The following is a 14,646-nucleotide window of genomic DNA, read 5'->3' as shown; positions in this document are numbered from 1 at the left end:
CGCGAGGACTGTCTGAGTTTGCCACGCAAACGAGTTCCGCAGCGTCCGGGTCAGGGAGGAGGGAAGTGACCGCGCAGCCGGGCGAATGCAACAGCATGACCGCACTCACTACGAAGTGTTTCTTAAACTAAGCCCAAGCGTTACAGCCCGTACTTCTCAGCCATTTCCTCCAGGCTGTAGATCTTGCCCAGCTTGCTCGCCTGACCCGCCGTACCAAACGCTTCCAGACGATCTTTAACAATGCCCTTCATCGCTTGCGTGGTTGGTATCAGGAATTTACGCGGATCAAACTCTGATTTGTTCTCCGCCAGGAATTTGCGCACCGCACCAGTAGACGCCAGACGCAGATCCGTATCAATGTTGACCTTGCGAACGCCATGCTTGATACCTTCCTGAATTTCTTCGACAGGTACGCCATACGTTTCAGGGATTTCACCACCAAACTCGTTGATGATTGCCAGCCACTCCTGCGGCACAGAAGAGGAGCCGTGCATAACCAGGTGAGTGTTAGGAATACGCTTGTGAATTTCCTTGATACGGCTGACAGCCAGGATGTCACCGGTTGGTGGACGTGTAAACTTGTAAGCGCCGTGGCTGGTACCGACAGCGATAGCCAGGGCATCAACACCGGTATCATTAACAAAAGATTCGGCTTCTTCCGGAGAAGTCAGCATCTGGTCATGGCTCAGTTTACCTTCTGCGCCGATGCCATCTTCTTCTCCGGCCATACCGGTTTCCAGTGACCCCAGGCAACCGATTTCACCTTCCACTGATACACCGCAGGCGTGCGCCATCTGCACAACGGTGCGCGTTACATCGACATTGTATTCGTAGTCTGTCGGTGTTTTACCATCTGGACCCAGTGAACCATCCATCATCACGGAGGAGAAACCCAGTTGAATCGAACGCTGACAAACCGCAGGCGTGACACCGTGATCCTGGTGCATCACGATAGGAATATGAGGGAACTCTTCGATAGCCGCCAGAATCAAATGACGCAAAAAATTAGACCCGGCGTATTTTCTGGCGCCAGCAGACGCCTGAAGAATCACAGGACTATTCACTTCATTGGCCGCTTCCATGATCGCGCGAACCTGTTCCAGGTTGTTGACGTTAAACGCCGGAACTCCGTATCCATTTTCCGCAGCGTGATCCAGCAGCTGTCGCATGCTCATCAGTGCCATAACTAATCCTCTTTGTTTTCGTTAATTACTGTTCCAAAATTGCAACGGCTGGCAATGTCTCGCCTTGCACAAACTCCAAAAATGCACCGCCGCCTGTCGAGATATAAGAAACTTTATCGGTAATGCCAAACTTATCGATTGCCTGGATGGTTTCGCCACCACCGGCAATAGAGAAACCGTCGTTCTCAGCGATTGCCCGCGCAATGGCCTCAGTACCCGTTGCAAAAGCATCAAATTCAAACACCCCAACCGGACCATTCCAGATAATGGTTTTCATGCCAGCAATGATTTCTGACAATCGGGCGGCAGTTGCCGGACCAATATCCAGGATCATGTCATCATCAGCGATGTCTGCCACATTCTTAACCGTGGCCTCAGCATCTGCCGAAAATTCTTTGGCAACAATGACATCTACTGGCAGGGGAATGCTGGTCTTCTCCATCAGCGCTTTAGCCGTAGGTACCAGGTCTTTTTCTACCAGGGAGTTACCAACAGAATAACCGGCTGCCAGCAGGAAGGTATTGGCAATGCCGCCACCCACGATCAACTGATCTGTTTTCTCAGCCAGACTTTCCAGCACTTCCAGCTTGCTGGACACCTTGGCGCCACCCACTATTGCCAGCATGGGACGCTCGGGTGCCTGCAATGCTTTGTCCAGCGCATCCAGTTCTGCTGACAACAACGGACCGGCACACGCCTGGCCGGCAAATTTAGCCACACCATGCGTGCTGGCCTGGGCACGGTGAGCTGTACCAAACGCATCCATGACAAACACATCACAAAGCGCGGCATACTGTTTTGCCAGTGTTTCATCATCTTTTTTCTCGCCAACGTTAACCCTTACGTTTTCGAGCAGAACCACCTCACCATCTGCTGGCGTGGCTGAGTCAGGGTTACCGATATAATCAGCCACCAGTCTGACCGGGCTACCGAGCAGGGACTGCAGGTGGGCAGCGACTGGCTGCAAGGATGATTCTGGCTGTTCCGCAATTGCCTTGCCCTCTTCTGGCCGTCCCAGGTGAGACATCACAATCACGCGGGCACCGGCCTCCATTGCCTGCTTGATCGTTGGCAATGCGGCGACAATCCGTGTGTCATTACCAACCTTGCCGTCTTTTACTGGCACATTCAGGTCTTCGCGAATCAAAACCCGCTTACCCTCAAGGTTCAGTTCCTGCATTCGTTTGATTGTCTTTGAGCTAGTCATAGCCAGTCCTACTCTCCTTTGCCATGTATCCCTATGCGACGGGGTCTCTCTAAACTTCTTGGCGGCCTAAAACGTCTTATCTGCCTAACAAAATTTATCGTTTGGTTCCTGCACCGCTTGTTGAATCCAGCTGGCAAATCAATTGCGCCACATCCAGCATTCGATTGGCATAGGCCCATTCGTTATCAAACCAGGCCAGCACTTTTACAAGGTTTTTGCCACTGACACGCGTCTGACTTAAATCCACAATGGCAGACCGCGGATCATGATTAAAGTCACAAGATGCCAGCGGCTCATCAGTACAGGCAAGCACATCCGGCGCAGATTGCGCGGCAGCTGCTCTGATCGCCTGATTTACGATGTCAGCGGTTACGCCTTCGCGAACCGTCACTGTCAAATCAATCGCGGACACATTCACTGTCGGCACACGCATTGCCTGTGCGGAAAAGCGCCCGTCCAGGTGTGGCAATATGCGACCAATGCCCTTGGCCAGGCCTGTATCCACTGGAATAATGGACTGCACGGCACTACGTGTCTTGCGCAAATCCTGATGGTGATATGCATCAATCACCGGCTGGTCATTCATTGCCGAGTGAATGGTGGTAATCACACCGTACTCCAGCCCAAACGCATCATCCAGGCATTTAATCACCGGCACCACACAATTGGTGGTGCAGGAGGCGGCGGAGATGATGCGGTGCGATGCCTGCAAATCACCATCGTTGATACCATAAACAATAGTGGCATCCACATCATGACTGGCCGGTTGCGAAAACAGCATGCGCCTGGCGCCAGCAGAAAGGTGGCGCTCACCTGCAGCACGGTCACTTAATTGGCCACTGCATTCCAGTACCAGATCAATGTCCATTGCCTGCCAGGGCAAATCATCCACACCAGGGGTTTGCAAAATCTTGACGTGACTGCCGTTGACCTGCAGCACATTGTCACTTTGCAAACTCACGTTGCCCGGAAATCGCCCATGCGTACTGTCATACCGTGTCAGGTGCGCCAGCGTGCGCGCATCTGTCAGGTCATTGATGGCGACCACATTCAATGACGACAGGTCATCACGCTCGTGCAGTGCCCGCAGCACACAGCGTCCTATTCTGCCGTAACCATTAATCGCCAGTCGCGAGGTATCAGCCATTGGACAGCAATGCTTTTGCCCGGTTCACAATATTTTCCGGTGTAAACCCGAACTCTTTCATCAGGGCACTGCCTGGGGCAGATTCACCGAACGTGGTCATACCGATCACATCGCCATCCAGGCCAACGAATTTGTACCAGTAATCCGCGGCACCAGCTTCAACTGCCAGGCGACGACGCACCTGGGCCGGCAGCACCTGCTCGCGGTAATCAGCATCCTGAGCCAGGAAGTACTCAACCGATGGCATGGCAACCAGTCGCGCCGCAACGCCGTCCTGGTGTAGCGTCTTTACTGCATCCCGGGCAATGCTGACTTCAGAACCGGTGGCAAGAACGATAATGTCCGGCGTGCCTTCACAGTCTTCCAGCACATAGCCACCACGTTCAATATTCTGCAGTTGTTCCGCGTTGCGCCCCTGGTGAGGCAGCCCCTGGCGCGAGAACACCAGAGAGGTCGGGCCATCAGAACGCAGCAGGGCATGCTTCCAGGCCACAGCCGTCTCAACCGCATCGCTGGGACGCCAGACCGCCATGTTCGGCGTCGTGCGCAGATTGCTCAGTTGCTCTACTGGCTGGTGCGTTGGGCCGTCTTCACCCTGGCCAATGGAATCATGGGTATACACGTTGATCACTTGTTGCTTCATTAATGCTCCCATACGGACAGCATTGCGTGCATATTCCATGAAAATCAGAAAAGTACCGCCGTAAGGGATGAAACCACCATGCAGGGCAATGCCATTCATGATGGCTGACATACCGAATTCGCGAACACCGTAATAAATGTAGTTGCCATCGGCTTTGTCGGCGGACACTGGCTGACTGCCTGACCACATGGTCAAATTGGAACCGGTCAGATCGGCCGAGCCGCCCAGCAGCTCGGGCAATACTTCATTGAATGCGGCGATGGCATTCTGTGACGCCTTACGAGTTGCCAGGCTTTCTTCAGCAGCATTGAACTTCGCCACAACTTCATCAGCCTTGGCGGCAAAATCACCGGGCAGCTCACCTTTAAGGCGGCGCACCAGTTCGACAGCCAGTTCCGGGTAAGCTTCTTCGTAGCGGGTCATGCGCTCTTTCCAGCTCGACTCAGCCTGGAAACCACGCTCACGCGCGTCCCAGTCATTCTGAATCGCCTCTGGCACTTCAAATGGCGCGTGCTCCCAACCGAGCTCTTTACGCGTCGCTTCAATTTCCTCAGCACCGAGCGGGGCACCATGGATACCGGAAGTACCCGACTTGCCCGGTGAACCAAAACCGATCACTGTTTTACAGCGGATCAGCGTCGGCCGGGACGTTTCAGCACGTGCCGATTTAATCGCCTCGTTGATTTGCTCTGCATCATGACCATCTACTGCCAGCACTTGCCAACCGTAGGACTCGAAGCGCTTGGTGGTGTCGTCTGTGAACCAGCCCTGTACCTCACCATCAATGGAGATACCGTTATCGTCGTAGAAAACCACCAGTTTACCCAGACCTAATGTGCCGGCCAGTGAGCTTACTTCGTGCGATACGCCTTCCATCAGGCAGCCGTCGCCAGCAAAGACGTAGGTGAAGTGATCAATAATATCGTGGTCAGGACGGTTGAACTGTGCGGCCAGTGTTTTCTCTGCGATCGCCATGCCAACACCATTAGCCAACCCCTGCCCCAGTGGGCCTGTGGTGGTTTCAACACCGGGGGTATAGCCATACTCCGGGTGACCCGGTGTACGTGAATGCAGCTGTCGGAAATTTTGCAGTTCCGAGATCGGCAGATCATAACCGCTCAGGTGCAGCAGCGAGTAAACCAGCATGGACCCGTGACCATTTGACAAAATAAAGCGGTCACGGTTAATCCACTGTGGATTTACCGGGTTATGGGACAGGTAGTCATTCCATAGAACTTCAGCAATATCGGCCATCCCCATCGGGGCGCCGGGGTGTCCGGAATTAGCTTTTTGGACTGCATCCATGCTCAGGGCGCGGATCGCATTGGCGCGTTCACGCCGCGTGGTCTGTCGGGTCGACATAGGTGGGAGACTCCTGTTCGCGTAGTTCAATCGTCGCAGGTGGTAATAAAAGGCGTATTTTCCCGCAGATCGGCTTAATTTTCCAGACAAAACACGGATAGATCGTGCGAATTCTCTTTTCCTCAAGCCGTTGCCGGCGGTTGGCACCCATATCTATATCAAAATATTTTGATAAAGAACCGGGTTGCTGCTATAGTTCGCCACCATGACCACCGCTGCCGCTCAACCGACAACTCAGAGTGACGACACTATCGCTGCGCACATCGTGCAGGCAGGTGTTGCGCCGGATGAACTGACACGCTTGTTTAAAGCATTGTCGGATGGGTTGCGCCTGGATATTTTGCACCTGTTGCGCACTGATTCGTATGGCGTCCTGGAACTGTGCCGTATCGTCGATGTACGCCAGTCGGCACTCAGCCACCACCTGAAAATACTGGCCCAGGCTGACCTGGTTTCAACCCGGCGCGAAGGTAACAGCATTTTTTATCGCCGCGCGCTGGTGCTAGATGACGACCCCGCAGCCGAAATTAAACGCGCTGCTTTCGCGGCACTGGACGCACAACAGCTGCGGGAAGAATTGGCGGCAGGGGCGCAGCAAATCAATGATGAACGCTCGGAGCAATCCTTGCTGTTCTTCGAGCGGCACGCTGACCGCTTTATAGAAAAGCAGGACCTGATTGCAGAATATGCCCAGTATCGGGAAACGCTGCATGACCTGCTGGCGGGACTTCGGCTACCCGAGAACAGCTCTGCTATCGAAGTCGGCCCCGGGGAAAGCCCGTTACTGAGTGAGTTGGCTGAACGTTTCCCCAACTTATCGGCACTGGATAATTCCCGGGAAATGCTGACTCGCGCAGAAAAACAGTTACAGCAACTGGCACCCAAGCTTGCTGGCAACGTCGATTTTGTTCATGGCGACACCACAGCATTACTGGCAGACAGTCAAAACCTGGCACGCTACGACCTGATGGTATTCAATATGGTGCTTCACCATATTCCATCACCACAAACCACGTTTAAAGACTGCGCGCAATTACTCGCATCCGGTGGCACGTTAATACTGATCGACCTGAGCCACCATGACCAGGACTGGGTTAAAGCGTCCTGTGGCGACCTTTGGTTAGGCTTTGCCGATTCTGACCTTGATGGATGGGCAGAGGCCGCCGGGCTGCATTGCAGTCAGCGCGTCTATCTCGGGCTTAAAAATGGTTTCCAGGTACAAATACGCGTATTTATTAATCAATGATGGATTTAACACCGGGCTTTTCCGCGTTGAATAGTCAACAACGATCGATAGCCCAGACATACAGGAACTACACACTATGAGCTCACACTTGTTTACTTCCGAGTCTGTATCAGAAGGACACCCGGACAAAATTGCTGACCAGATTTCAGATGCCATTCTTGATGCCTTGCTGCGCCAGGATCCCGCTGCACGCGTCGCCTGCGAAACGCTGGTTAAAACCGGCATGGTAGTGGTTGCCGGTGAGGTAACGACCGAAGCTTATGTTGATCTGGAAGATATCGCACGAAAAGTGGTTATCGACATTGGCTACGACCATTCAGACAAAGGGTTTGACGGCCACTCATGCGCAGTCCTCAACGGCATCGGCAAGCAGTCTCCGGAAATTGCCATGGGTGTGGATGAAACGGAAGACCATGAACAGGGTGCCGGTGACCAGGGCCTGATGTTCGGTTATGCCAGCAATGAAACAGATGTGCTGATGCCCGCACCAATCACGTACTCTCACCGTCTTGTTAAACGCCAGGCAGAAATTCGTAAGAACGGTGTGTTGCCCTGGTTGCGTCCTGACGCCAAGAGTCAGATCACGTTCCGTTATGAAGACGGCAAACCTGCCGGAATCGATGCCGTGGTTCTGTCCACGCAACACGACCCGGAAATTGCCCAAAAGGATCTGCAAGAAGCGGTGATGGAAGAAATCATCAAACCGGTTCTGCCAGCCGAGTGGCTGAGCGCTGATACCAAATACTTCATCAACCCGACCGGCCGCTTCGTGATTGGCGGCCCTTATGGCGATTGCGGACTGACCGGTCGAAAAATTATTGTTGATACTTATGGCGGTATGGCGCGCCATGGCGGCGGTGCTTTCTCCGGCAAAGACCCATCAAAAGTTGACCGCTCTGCCGCTTATGCGGCGCGCTATGTCGCCAAAAACATTGTTGCCGCCGGCATTGCCGATCGTTGCGAAGTTCAGGTTTCCTACGCCATTGGTGTTGCCGAGCCGACTTCAATCAGTGTCGACACATTCGGTACCGGCAAGATCAGTGACGCACGCATTGTTGAACTGGTTCGCGAACATTTTGAACTGCGACCGAAAGGCCTGATTAAAATGTTGGACCTGATTCGTCCTATTTACTTGCCAACAGCGGCATACGGACACTTTGGTCGTGAAGAACCCGAATTCACCTGGGAAAGAACCGATAAAGCCGACGCCTTGCGCGACGCTGCCGGTCTTTAACAGCAACTCTTTATTATTTTTAACTTAACATACAGGAATTACCATGAGTCAGAATGATTACAAAGTTGCCGATATGTCACTGGCAGAATACGGCCGTCATGAAGTCTTGCTGGCACAGGCTGAAATGCCTGCGTTGATGGCATTGCGTGAGCAATATCGCGACGCTCAGCCATTGGCAAACGCTAAAATCATCGGCTGCATTCACATGACCATTCAGACAGCCGTCCTGATCGAAACGCTGGTTGAACTGGGCGCCGAAGTGCGTTGGTCGTCATGCAACATTTTCTCTACACAGGATCACGCTGCCGCCTATATCGCCAGCAAAGGTGTCGCTGTTTATGCCTGGAAAGGGCAGACGGTTCAGGAAGGGGACTGGTGTATCGAGCAGACTATCCTCAAAGATGGCACTCCCTGGGATGCCAACATGCTGCTGGACGACGGCGGCGACCTGACGGCCATGGTGCACGACAAGTATCCAGATATGCTGAAAAAGATCCACGGTGTGACTGAAGAGACAACGACTGGCGTACATCGCCTGATCGAGATGCTGAAACAGGGCACCCTGAAAGTACCCGCGATCAATGTTAACGACTCCGTCACGAAATCCAAGAACGATAACAAGTACGGCTGCCGCCACAGCCTGAATGACGCAATCAAACGCGGCACAGACATGCTGCTCTCTGGTCGTCACGCACTGGTAGTGGGTTATGGTGATGTGGGTAAAGGCTCTGCACAAAGCCTGCGCCAGGAAGGCATGATTGTTAAGGTGACCGAGATCGATCCAATCTGTGCCATGCAGGCTTGCATGGACGGCTTTGAACTTGTCTCACCATTTAAAAACGGGGATAACACAGAGTCACTGGACGGCATCAACAAAGAGCTGCTGGCCAAGACAGACCTTATTGTTACAACAACCGGTAATGTGAATGTCTGCGACAAGTACATGCTGCAGTCACTCAAAGCAGGCGCTGTGGTTTGTAATATTGGTCATTTTGACAATGAAATTGACACCCAGTATATGCGTGACAACTGGACCTGGGAGAATGTAAAACCACAGGTCGACAAAATCTATCGTGGCAACCCGGACAGCAATCCGGAAGATTATCTGCTGCTGTTATCTGAAGGTCGCCTGGTAAATCTGGGCAATGCAACAGGTCATCCGTCACGCATCATGGATGGCTCTTTTGCCAACCAGGTACTGGCTCAGATTCACCTGTACAAGCAGGCTTTTGCTGACAAGGCTGAGGCAGAGCAACAGGAACTGTTACGCGTCGAAGTGTTGCCGAAAAAACTGGACGAAGAAGTGGCCGCATTAATGGTGCAGGGCTTTGGTGGCGTTATCACCAAAATGACGCCGAACCAGGCAAGCTACATTGGCGTCAACGTAGAAGGCCCGTTCAAGCCAGACAGCTACAAATACTAAGCCGTTAGATTTAGCGATAACGGCAGATAATCAATTAATATCAGGAAGACGAAGAAATGACACAGGGCAGCAAAAACCAATCCGGACAACCCGCGCAACAGGATGCGCGCTTCAGTTTTGAGTTCTTTCCTCCGCGTACGGAAGTTGGCGCTGAGAAACTGATGCGAGTTCATGGCGAGTTGGCCGAGTTGAGCCCCGACTTTTTCTCTGTCACCTATGGCGCTGGCGGCTCTACCAAAGATGGTACCCGCCAGACCGTTAATGCCATTCGCGAAAAAGGCTCTGATGTGGCACCCCACCTGTCTTTTGGCGGCTCGCCTCAACATGAGATTGATGCGTTGCTACAACACTATATAGAGCAGGGTATCAATCGTCTGGTTGCGCTCCGGGGGGATATCCCCTCGGGTACCGGTGCCGTATCTCGTTATTACTATGCCAACGAGTTAATTGAGCATGTTCGTAAAACCACAGGCGACCACTTTCATATAGAAGTGGCCTGTTATCCGGAGATTCATCCTCAGTCTGACAGCTACGAAAGTGATCTGTATTTCTTCAAAAAGAAAGTGGAAGCAGGTGCAAATAGCGCAATCACTCAGTACTTTTTTAATGTCGACGCTTATTTTTATTTTCGTGATGCCTGTCAGGCAGCCGGAATCGATATTCCGATCGTGCCCGGCATCATGCCAATAACCAATTACGCCAACCTGCAACGCTTCAGCAATAACTGTGGTGCTGAAATCCCACGCTGGATTCGTCAGCGATTGACGTCGTACGGAGATGACACTGACAGTATCCGTCAATTTGGCGCTGATATGGTGACATCACTGTGCGAGAAATTACTGGAGGGCGGGGCTCCTGGATTGCATTTCTACAGCATGAATCAGACCGAGCCGGTTCGCCAGATCTGGACGAATCTTGACCTGAGTCGTCGCAGCTAAAACGCTCGACATCATGTCATGTATGCTGAGTTGTATACTAAAGATTATGCGCGGACCATACGGAAACCTGGGAGGTTCAGTTGAGAGTTTCCCGTCTTTACACTGAGACACACTTACAGAGTCTTGCGACAATCGCACTGACTGACGAGCAGGCTCATTACCTTGGCCGGGTGTTGCGTGCCAAAGTCGGCCAGGTTGTCGCACTGTTCAACGGTGATGACGGTGAATATCAGGGCGAAGTGATTGCTGTCGACAAACGCAGTGTTCAAATCCAGCTCGCCGAAAAACCGTCTGCGCAACCGGAATCGCTTTACCCTGTCCATATCGGCCTTGGCCTTTCCAAAGGCGAACGCATGGACTTTGCCGTGCAAAAGGCAACGGAGCTTGGCGTCACGGCAATAACACCGCTTTTTACTGAACATAGTGAAGTCAAACTCAACGAAGAGCGCGCAGAGAAACGCAGACTGCACTGGCAGAAGATCGCCATCAACGCCTGCGAACAAAGCGGGCGTTGCACCATCCCTACGATACATCCACCTGTTGTGCTTGGCGCCTGGTTAGATACTGTACCTGCAGGGCAGGGGTTTATGCTGGATCACCAGGGCCTCACTGGCTTTAACACCGATCGCCCTGCTGCAGCTTTTCTGCTGATTGGGCCGGAAGGGGGTATCAGTGAAACAGAGAAAGCGGCGGCCACTCAGGCAGGTTTACAATCAATCCGTTTAGGGCCCAGGGTATTGAGAACTGAAACGGCTCCTGTCGTTGCGTTGACTGCTATTCAGATGGTCTGGGGTGATTTTTAGTTTGGGTGCGGTCAGGGCATCATAGCTCAGATGCCCTTCCCTTGTGCCACATCTGCTGCAATGCCAGTTATCTCGTAACAGAGCCGGGAATCCTCAATAGCGACTAGGCCGCAACGATGATGCCTGGCGCATATGCCTTTCTCGCCGGTTGAACGCTTATCTCTACATGTTGATCCAGTGACACCAGTGCTTGCATCAAGCGTTCCAGAGAAATATTCTGAAGTTTATAGCGGCGTACCTGGGATACTTTGGGTTGAGTCATACCGGTAATCACCGCTGCTTCTGTCTGACTCAGGCCACGTTGATTGATCAGTTCATTCAGCTTGAGCGCTAGCGCTGCCTTGGCAGACAATTCCTCTGCGTCGTCAAACCCCAGATCAAGCAACACATCTTCGGTGCCTTGAGGATGATCTTTGCGGTTCATCGTTTTCTCCTGTCCATCCTGTAACGGGCGAGCACTGATTTAAGCCGTTTCTCAATCAAATCCACGCCTAAACTCGGCGTAGCCATGCCAGACTTGGACTTCTTCTGGAACGCATGTAACACATGTACAGCATCTCCAATTCGTACACTTCGGAACCCAGTCCCTTCCAGGTCTTGGCTGAATCCGGTGTACCACCCAACTGGGCAATGAATAACGCAACGCCCATGTCTTTCTGCACGTCGATAGGGAATGCCTTGAAATCCTTCTTCGAAGATCCTTCCCAGTACAGTATCTTCCGTTTCTTTGCCATATTATATCCGTTCGGGTATAAAAGGCAAACTACAAAAACAATCGATAGCTTTCTCGCGCAATAGTTCGGACTATCCCACCAACGCTGTTGAAAGCCTGGATATCGTTTTGTTCACCTCACACTGTTTATAGACCAATTTCCTCATCATCGCAGCGCCAACCGGGGGCGGTCAGGGCATCATGTTATGTATCGCAGCCGAAAACTCACCTTACGGTTCAGACAGTTCGGCTGCGTTTTCGGGTCAGGAACGCCAGGCAATGCGTGGTCTGATTGGCTGCGATACATAACATGATGCCCTTCCCTTGTGCCGTGCCTGCTGTATTGGCGACTAATGCACACTTTATAGACATTCATATAATGGGCATTATTATGCTCAAAATATGAATCTCATTGACATAAATGAGCGCTATAATATTCATATCTTGACTTTATATCTATTAATGAGCACTATAATGCATATAGTTTATTAGGGATGTGCTATGAATCTCACGATCCAGGCTTTGCTGGACGGTGGCTGGGTGGACATTGCCGAGTTAACCTTGAGTGACCCGGAGAAGGGACGTTATGGCACGTCAAAGCTGGCTTACTCTTCAATCGAATACACCCTGGAATATCTTGATAGACGAGATACACCTGCCTGCAGCATTAATTTGCCAGTCGCCATTGCCGAAACCTATCGACGCCCCACCTGGTTCACCTTTCTGAACGATATTATTCCTTCCGGGGCAGCCCGACGCTATTGGGTGCAATTACTGGGGCTCTCAGGTCAATCCGGACCTGCTCAAGATAGCGAGTTGTTATCAAAAGGCACTATTGCGCCTATTGGCAATCTCCGCATTAAAGAGGCCCTGCCTGAAAAGGTTTCTGGTTCACAATTACGTCAATACCGCTTCAATGACGAGGATGTCTGTGAACGACAAACTGATTTTCTTGAATATGCGCAAGAAATCGGAGCTGCCAGCGGTGGTGCAACGGGCGCAGGCGGTGAAGCCCCGAAACTGCTTTTAAGGCGATCCAGCAAAGGCGAGGTTTGGATTGATACCTGGCAGGATGATGCCTGTAATCTGGATCAGCATTATCTGGTTAAATTTCCACGCAATAACCGTAGCGAGATTGACTGCGATATCCTGCGTGCAGAGTACCACTACTACCTGGAGCTGGACGCACTGGGAGTGGAAACGGTTGATGTTAGCAAACTCAGGCTACTGGAAGGTTCAACCTACCCCTCTTTGTGGATACCTCGTTTTGATGTCAGCTATGAAACCGGCCGGGAACAGCGGTTTGGACTTGAATCCATTTATTCAGTCATGGAGCAGGAGCCAGGCAGTTTTCTGAACCACTTTGATGTGCTGAGAAAACTGGTTGAAGTGCTTCACGAATGCAATCATAAATTTGACAGTTCAACATTTGTTGCGGAGTGGGTACGCAGAGACTTACTCAATGTTGCCTTTGGCAACTCAGACAACCATGGACGAAACAGTGCTTTACTTAAAAGGCCTCACCATATCGATCTGGCTCCAGTTTATGACTTTGCGCCAATGAAGGCCGATCCGGAGGGGATTACACGTACAACCAAGTGGGGCATACCCTTTGAAGAAGGCGGAAATTTCAACTGGATTAATATCTGCAGTGAACTGTCAGATATTGCCGATCCGGCACAGATCCTGAATACCTTGAAAGCACAAGCCAGTGCACTTTCAGGATTAGGGCAAAGATTAAGAAACAGAGGCGTCAGCTCAAACATTATTAACATGCCAACCTTTGGCTTTTCCAGGCTGGATGAAAAACTCAAACGATGGCAATTGCTAACATGAAAAGGGCTGCACTTAGTGCGACGGAACGTGAAGATTTTCTAAGGCAACAGTTGCTGCAAACCTTAACAGGCAGAATAAGCGAAGGGGAGTTGCTGAGACGACTTCGTAAGGGCATTCTGGGTTTGAACCAAAGTGAATTTGCCAAAATCGCCGGTATCGCTCGCCGCTCATTATCTGACCTGGAAAATGATCGGGGCCCAGCCACATCTGCTACGCTAAATGCTGCATTTGGCATCTTTGGCATTCGCCTTGGTTTGCTACCCATGAATGCTGAATTAACCAAGCTGCTTTTTTCCGATTTTCAGGCTGAGGAGGAATTACCTTACCAAATACGGCGATTTAAGGAAGCAAAGCAGGGTGCGGTCAGGGCATCATAGGTCAAGGGGCGACGACTACAGGTCAGTGGTCAGGACATCATGTTATGTATCGCATCCGACCACTGCCTGGTCTGATTGGCTGTGACACATAACATGATGCCCTTCCCTTGTGCCGTGCCTGCTGTGTTTTGGTCACCCGATAAGATCAATAAAAAAGGAGCCGAAGCTCCTTTTGGGGGTTCTAAGAGCTATTCTATCAGCTCTTTTTTTTGCGTTTCCTACGGCCACTGACATCCTGTACCAGGTCAGTGTGCAGACCAATGTAGAGAATGCTGATAATAATTAAACCCACTACTATCAGTGATATGGTGTTTTGATATTCACCCATTTATTCATCCTCCTTCAAGCCCGCAGGCTCTATATATACCAGAAGCCAGACTACCACACTTAATACAGAAAGCACTAAAGCATCCCTGTGATACAAAAGATCGCTCCGTAAAATCAACCCCACCAAACCGGCTGTCATTGCACTAACAGCCAACTTTCGCCCGTCTTCCTGAAGGTGTTCACGGTTTATTTTTAGATTGTACCCGA

General features: G+C 51.5%; 14 protein-coding genes. 7 read left to right on the top strand and 7 right to left on the bottom strand.

From position 1 onward, the window contains the following. Positions 1-140: 140 nt before the first annotated feature. The 4 genes from fba to tkt all read right to left on the bottom strand — a co-directional run bounded on the left by fba (position 141) and on the right by tkt (position 5,543). Positions 141-1,184, bottom strand: coding sequence for a class II fructose-bisphosphate aldolase (gene fba, locus PSCS_RS12225; protein ID WP_068812392.1), 1,044 nt, complete (start codon positions 1,182-1,184; stop codon positions 141-143). A 25-nt stretch (positions 1,185-1,209) separates the two neighbouring features. Continuing rightward, positions 1,210-2,391 (bottom strand): phosphoglycerate kinase, encoded by a 1,182-nt coding sequence (locus PSCS_RS12220; RefSeq protein WP_068812391.1) that lies wholly within the window; start codon positions 2,389-2,391, stop codon positions 1,210-1,212. A 94-nt stretch (positions 2,392-2,485) separates the two neighbouring features. Further along, entirely contained in the window at positions 2,486-3,538 is a 1,053-nt protein-coding gene (locus tag PSCS_RS12215) for a type I glyceraldehyde-3-phosphate dehydrogenase (protein WP_068812390.1), read from the bottom strand. Then, positions 3,531-5,543, bottom strand: coding sequence for a transketolase (gene tkt, locus PSCS_RS12210; protein WP_068812389.1), 2,013 nt, complete (start codon positions 5,541-5,543; stop codon positions 3,531-3,533). The genes PSCS_RS12215 and tkt overlap by 8 nt, the downstream gene beginning before the upstream one ends. A 205-nt stretch (positions 5,544-5,748) precedes the next feature. Between tkt and PSCS_RS12205 the strand changes: the two genes are divergently transcribed. From PSCS_RS12205 to PSCS_RS12185, 5 genes are all read left to right on the top strand, one after another. Then, complete coding sequence (locus tag PSCS_RS12205; RefSeq protein WP_082866663.1) at positions 5,749-6,789, top strand: ArsR/SmtB family transcription factor; 1,041 nt, start codon at positions 5,749-5,751, stop codon at positions 6,787-6,789. Between the two features lie 76 nt (positions 6,790-6,865). After that, positions 6,866-8,023 (top strand): methionine adenosyltransferase, encoded by a 1,158-nt coding sequence (metK, locus tag PSCS_RS12200; protein ID WP_068812388.1) that lies wholly within the window; start codon positions 6,866-6,868, stop codon positions 8,021-8,023. 43 nt (positions 8,024-8,066) lie between these two features. After that, positions 8,067-9,446: an adenosylhomocysteinase gene (locus tag PSCS_RS12195; RefSeq protein ID WP_068812387.1), complete on the top strand. Its 1,380-nt coding sequence runs from the start codon at positions 8,067-8,069 to the stop codon at positions 9,444-9,446. 56 nt (positions 9,447-9,502) lie between these two features. After that, positions 9,503-10,384, top strand: coding sequence for a methylenetetrahydrofolate reductase [NAD(P)H] (metF, locus tag PSCS_RS12190; protein ID WP_068812386.1), 882 nt, complete (start codon positions 9,503-9,505; stop codon positions 10,382-10,384). Positions 10,385-10,464: 80 nt separating this feature from the next. Continuing rightward, positions 10,465-11,187 carry a 16S rRNA (uracil(1498)-N(3))-methyltransferase gene (locus tag PSCS_RS12185; RefSeq protein ID WP_068812385.1) on the top strand — a complete coding sequence of 241 codons (723 nt, stop codon included), beginning with the start codon at positions 10,465-10,467 and terminating at the stop codon, positions 11,185-11,187. A gap of 103 nt (positions 11,188-11,290) precedes the next feature. Here the strand turns inward: PSCS_RS12185 and PSCS_RS12180 are convergent, their stop codons facing one another. Beyond that, positions 11,291-11,611: a helix-turn-helix domain-containing protein gene (locus tag PSCS_RS12180; RefSeq protein WP_068812384.1), complete on the bottom strand. Its 321-nt coding sequence runs from the start codon at positions 11,609-11,611 to the stop codon at positions 11,291-11,293. Positions 11,612-11,678: 67 nt separating this feature from the next. Continuing rightward, complete coding sequence (locus PSCS_RS12175) at positions 11,679-11,921, bottom strand: hypothetical protein (protein ID WP_317621808.1); 243 nt, start codon at positions 11,919-11,921, stop codon at positions 11,679-11,681. 479 nt (positions 11,922-12,400) lie between these two features. Between PSCS_RS12175 and PSCS_RS12170 the strand changes: the two genes are divergently transcribed. Together PSCS_RS12170 and PSCS_RS12165 are read left to right on the top strand one after the other, a co-directional pair. Continuing rightward, positions 12,401-13,735 (top strand): type II toxin-antitoxin system HipA family toxin, encoded by a 1,335-nt coding sequence (locus PSCS_RS12170; protein ID WP_068812383.1) that lies wholly within the window; start codon positions 12,401-12,403, stop codon positions 13,733-13,735. Beyond that, entirely contained in the window at positions 13,732-14,112 is a 381-nt protein-coding gene (locus tag PSCS_RS12165; protein ID WP_068812382.1) for a helix-turn-helix domain-containing protein, read from the top strand. Before PSCS_RS12170 ends, PSCS_RS12165 begins: the two co-directional genes overlap by 4 nt. 196 nt (positions 14,113-14,308) lie before the next feature. Here the strand turns inward: PSCS_RS12165 and PSCS_RS16280 are convergent, their stop codons facing one another. Then, a complete protein-coding gene (locus PSCS_RS16280; protein WP_267890021.1) occupies positions 14,309-14,440 on the bottom strand; it encodes a hypothetical protein in 132 nt (43 codons plus the stop codon). Between the last annotated feature and the right edge of the window lie 206 nt (positions 14,441-14,646).

Origin of the sequence: Pseudohongiella nitratireducens (genome assembly GCF_001642735.1) — a bacterium.
Lineage (GTDB): Bacteria > Pseudomonadota > Gammaproteobacteria > Pseudomonadales > Pseudohongiellaceae > Pseudohongiella > Pseudohongiella nitratireducens.
The sequence above is the reverse complement of the archived record's forward strand: the minus strand, read 5'-3'. Positions and strand labels throughout refer to the sequence as shown.

Coding starts and splice junctions, on each gene's coding strand:
- fba (WP_068812392.1), bottom strand. CDS start 1,184: ATGGCACTGATGAGCATGCGACAGCTGCTGGATCACGCTGCGGAAAAT.
- PSCS_RS12220 (WP_068812391.1), bottom strand. CDS start 2,391: ATGACTAGCTCAAAGACAATCAAACGAATGCAGGAACTGAACCTTGAG.
- PSCS_RS12215 (WP_068812390.1), bottom strand. CDS start 3,538: ATGGCTGATACCTCGCGACTGGCGATTAATGGTTACGGCAGAATAGGA.
- tkt (WP_068812389.1), bottom strand. CDS start 5,543: ATGTCGACCCGACAGACCACGCGGCGTGAACGCGCCAATGCGATCCGC.
- PSCS_RS12205 (WP_082866663.1), top strand. CDS start 5,749: ATGACCACCGCTGCCGCTCAACCGACAACTCAGAGTGACGACACTATC.
- metK (WP_068812388.1), top strand. CDS start 6,866: ATGAGCTCACACTTGTTTACTTCCGAGTCTGTATCAGAAGGACACCCG.
- PSCS_RS12195 (WP_068812387.1), top strand. CDS start 8,067: ATGAGTCAGAATGATTACAAAGTTGCCGATATGTCACTGGCAGAATAC.
- metF (WP_068812386.1), top strand. CDS start 9,503: ATGACACAGGGCAGCAAAAACCAATCCGGACAACCCGCGCAACAGGAT.
- PSCS_RS12180 (WP_068812384.1), bottom strand. CDS start 11,611: ATGAACCGCAAAGATCATCCTCAAGGCACCGAAGATGTGTTGCTTGAT.
- PSCS_RS12175 (WP_317621808.1), bottom strand. CDS start 11,921: ATGGCAAAGAAACGGAAGATACTGTACTGGGAAGGATCTTCGAAGAAG.
- PSCS_RS12170 (WP_068812383.1), top strand. CDS start 12,401: ATGAATCTCACGATCCAGGCTTTGCTGGACGGTGGCTGGGTGGACATT.
- PSCS_RS12165 (WP_068812382.1), top strand. CDS start 13,732: ATGAAAAGGGCTGCACTTAGTGCGACGGAACGTGAAGATTTTCTAAGG.
- PSCS_RS16280 (WP_267890021.1), bottom strand. CDS start 14,440: ATGGGTGAATATCAAAACACCATATCACTGATAGTAGTGGGTTTAATT.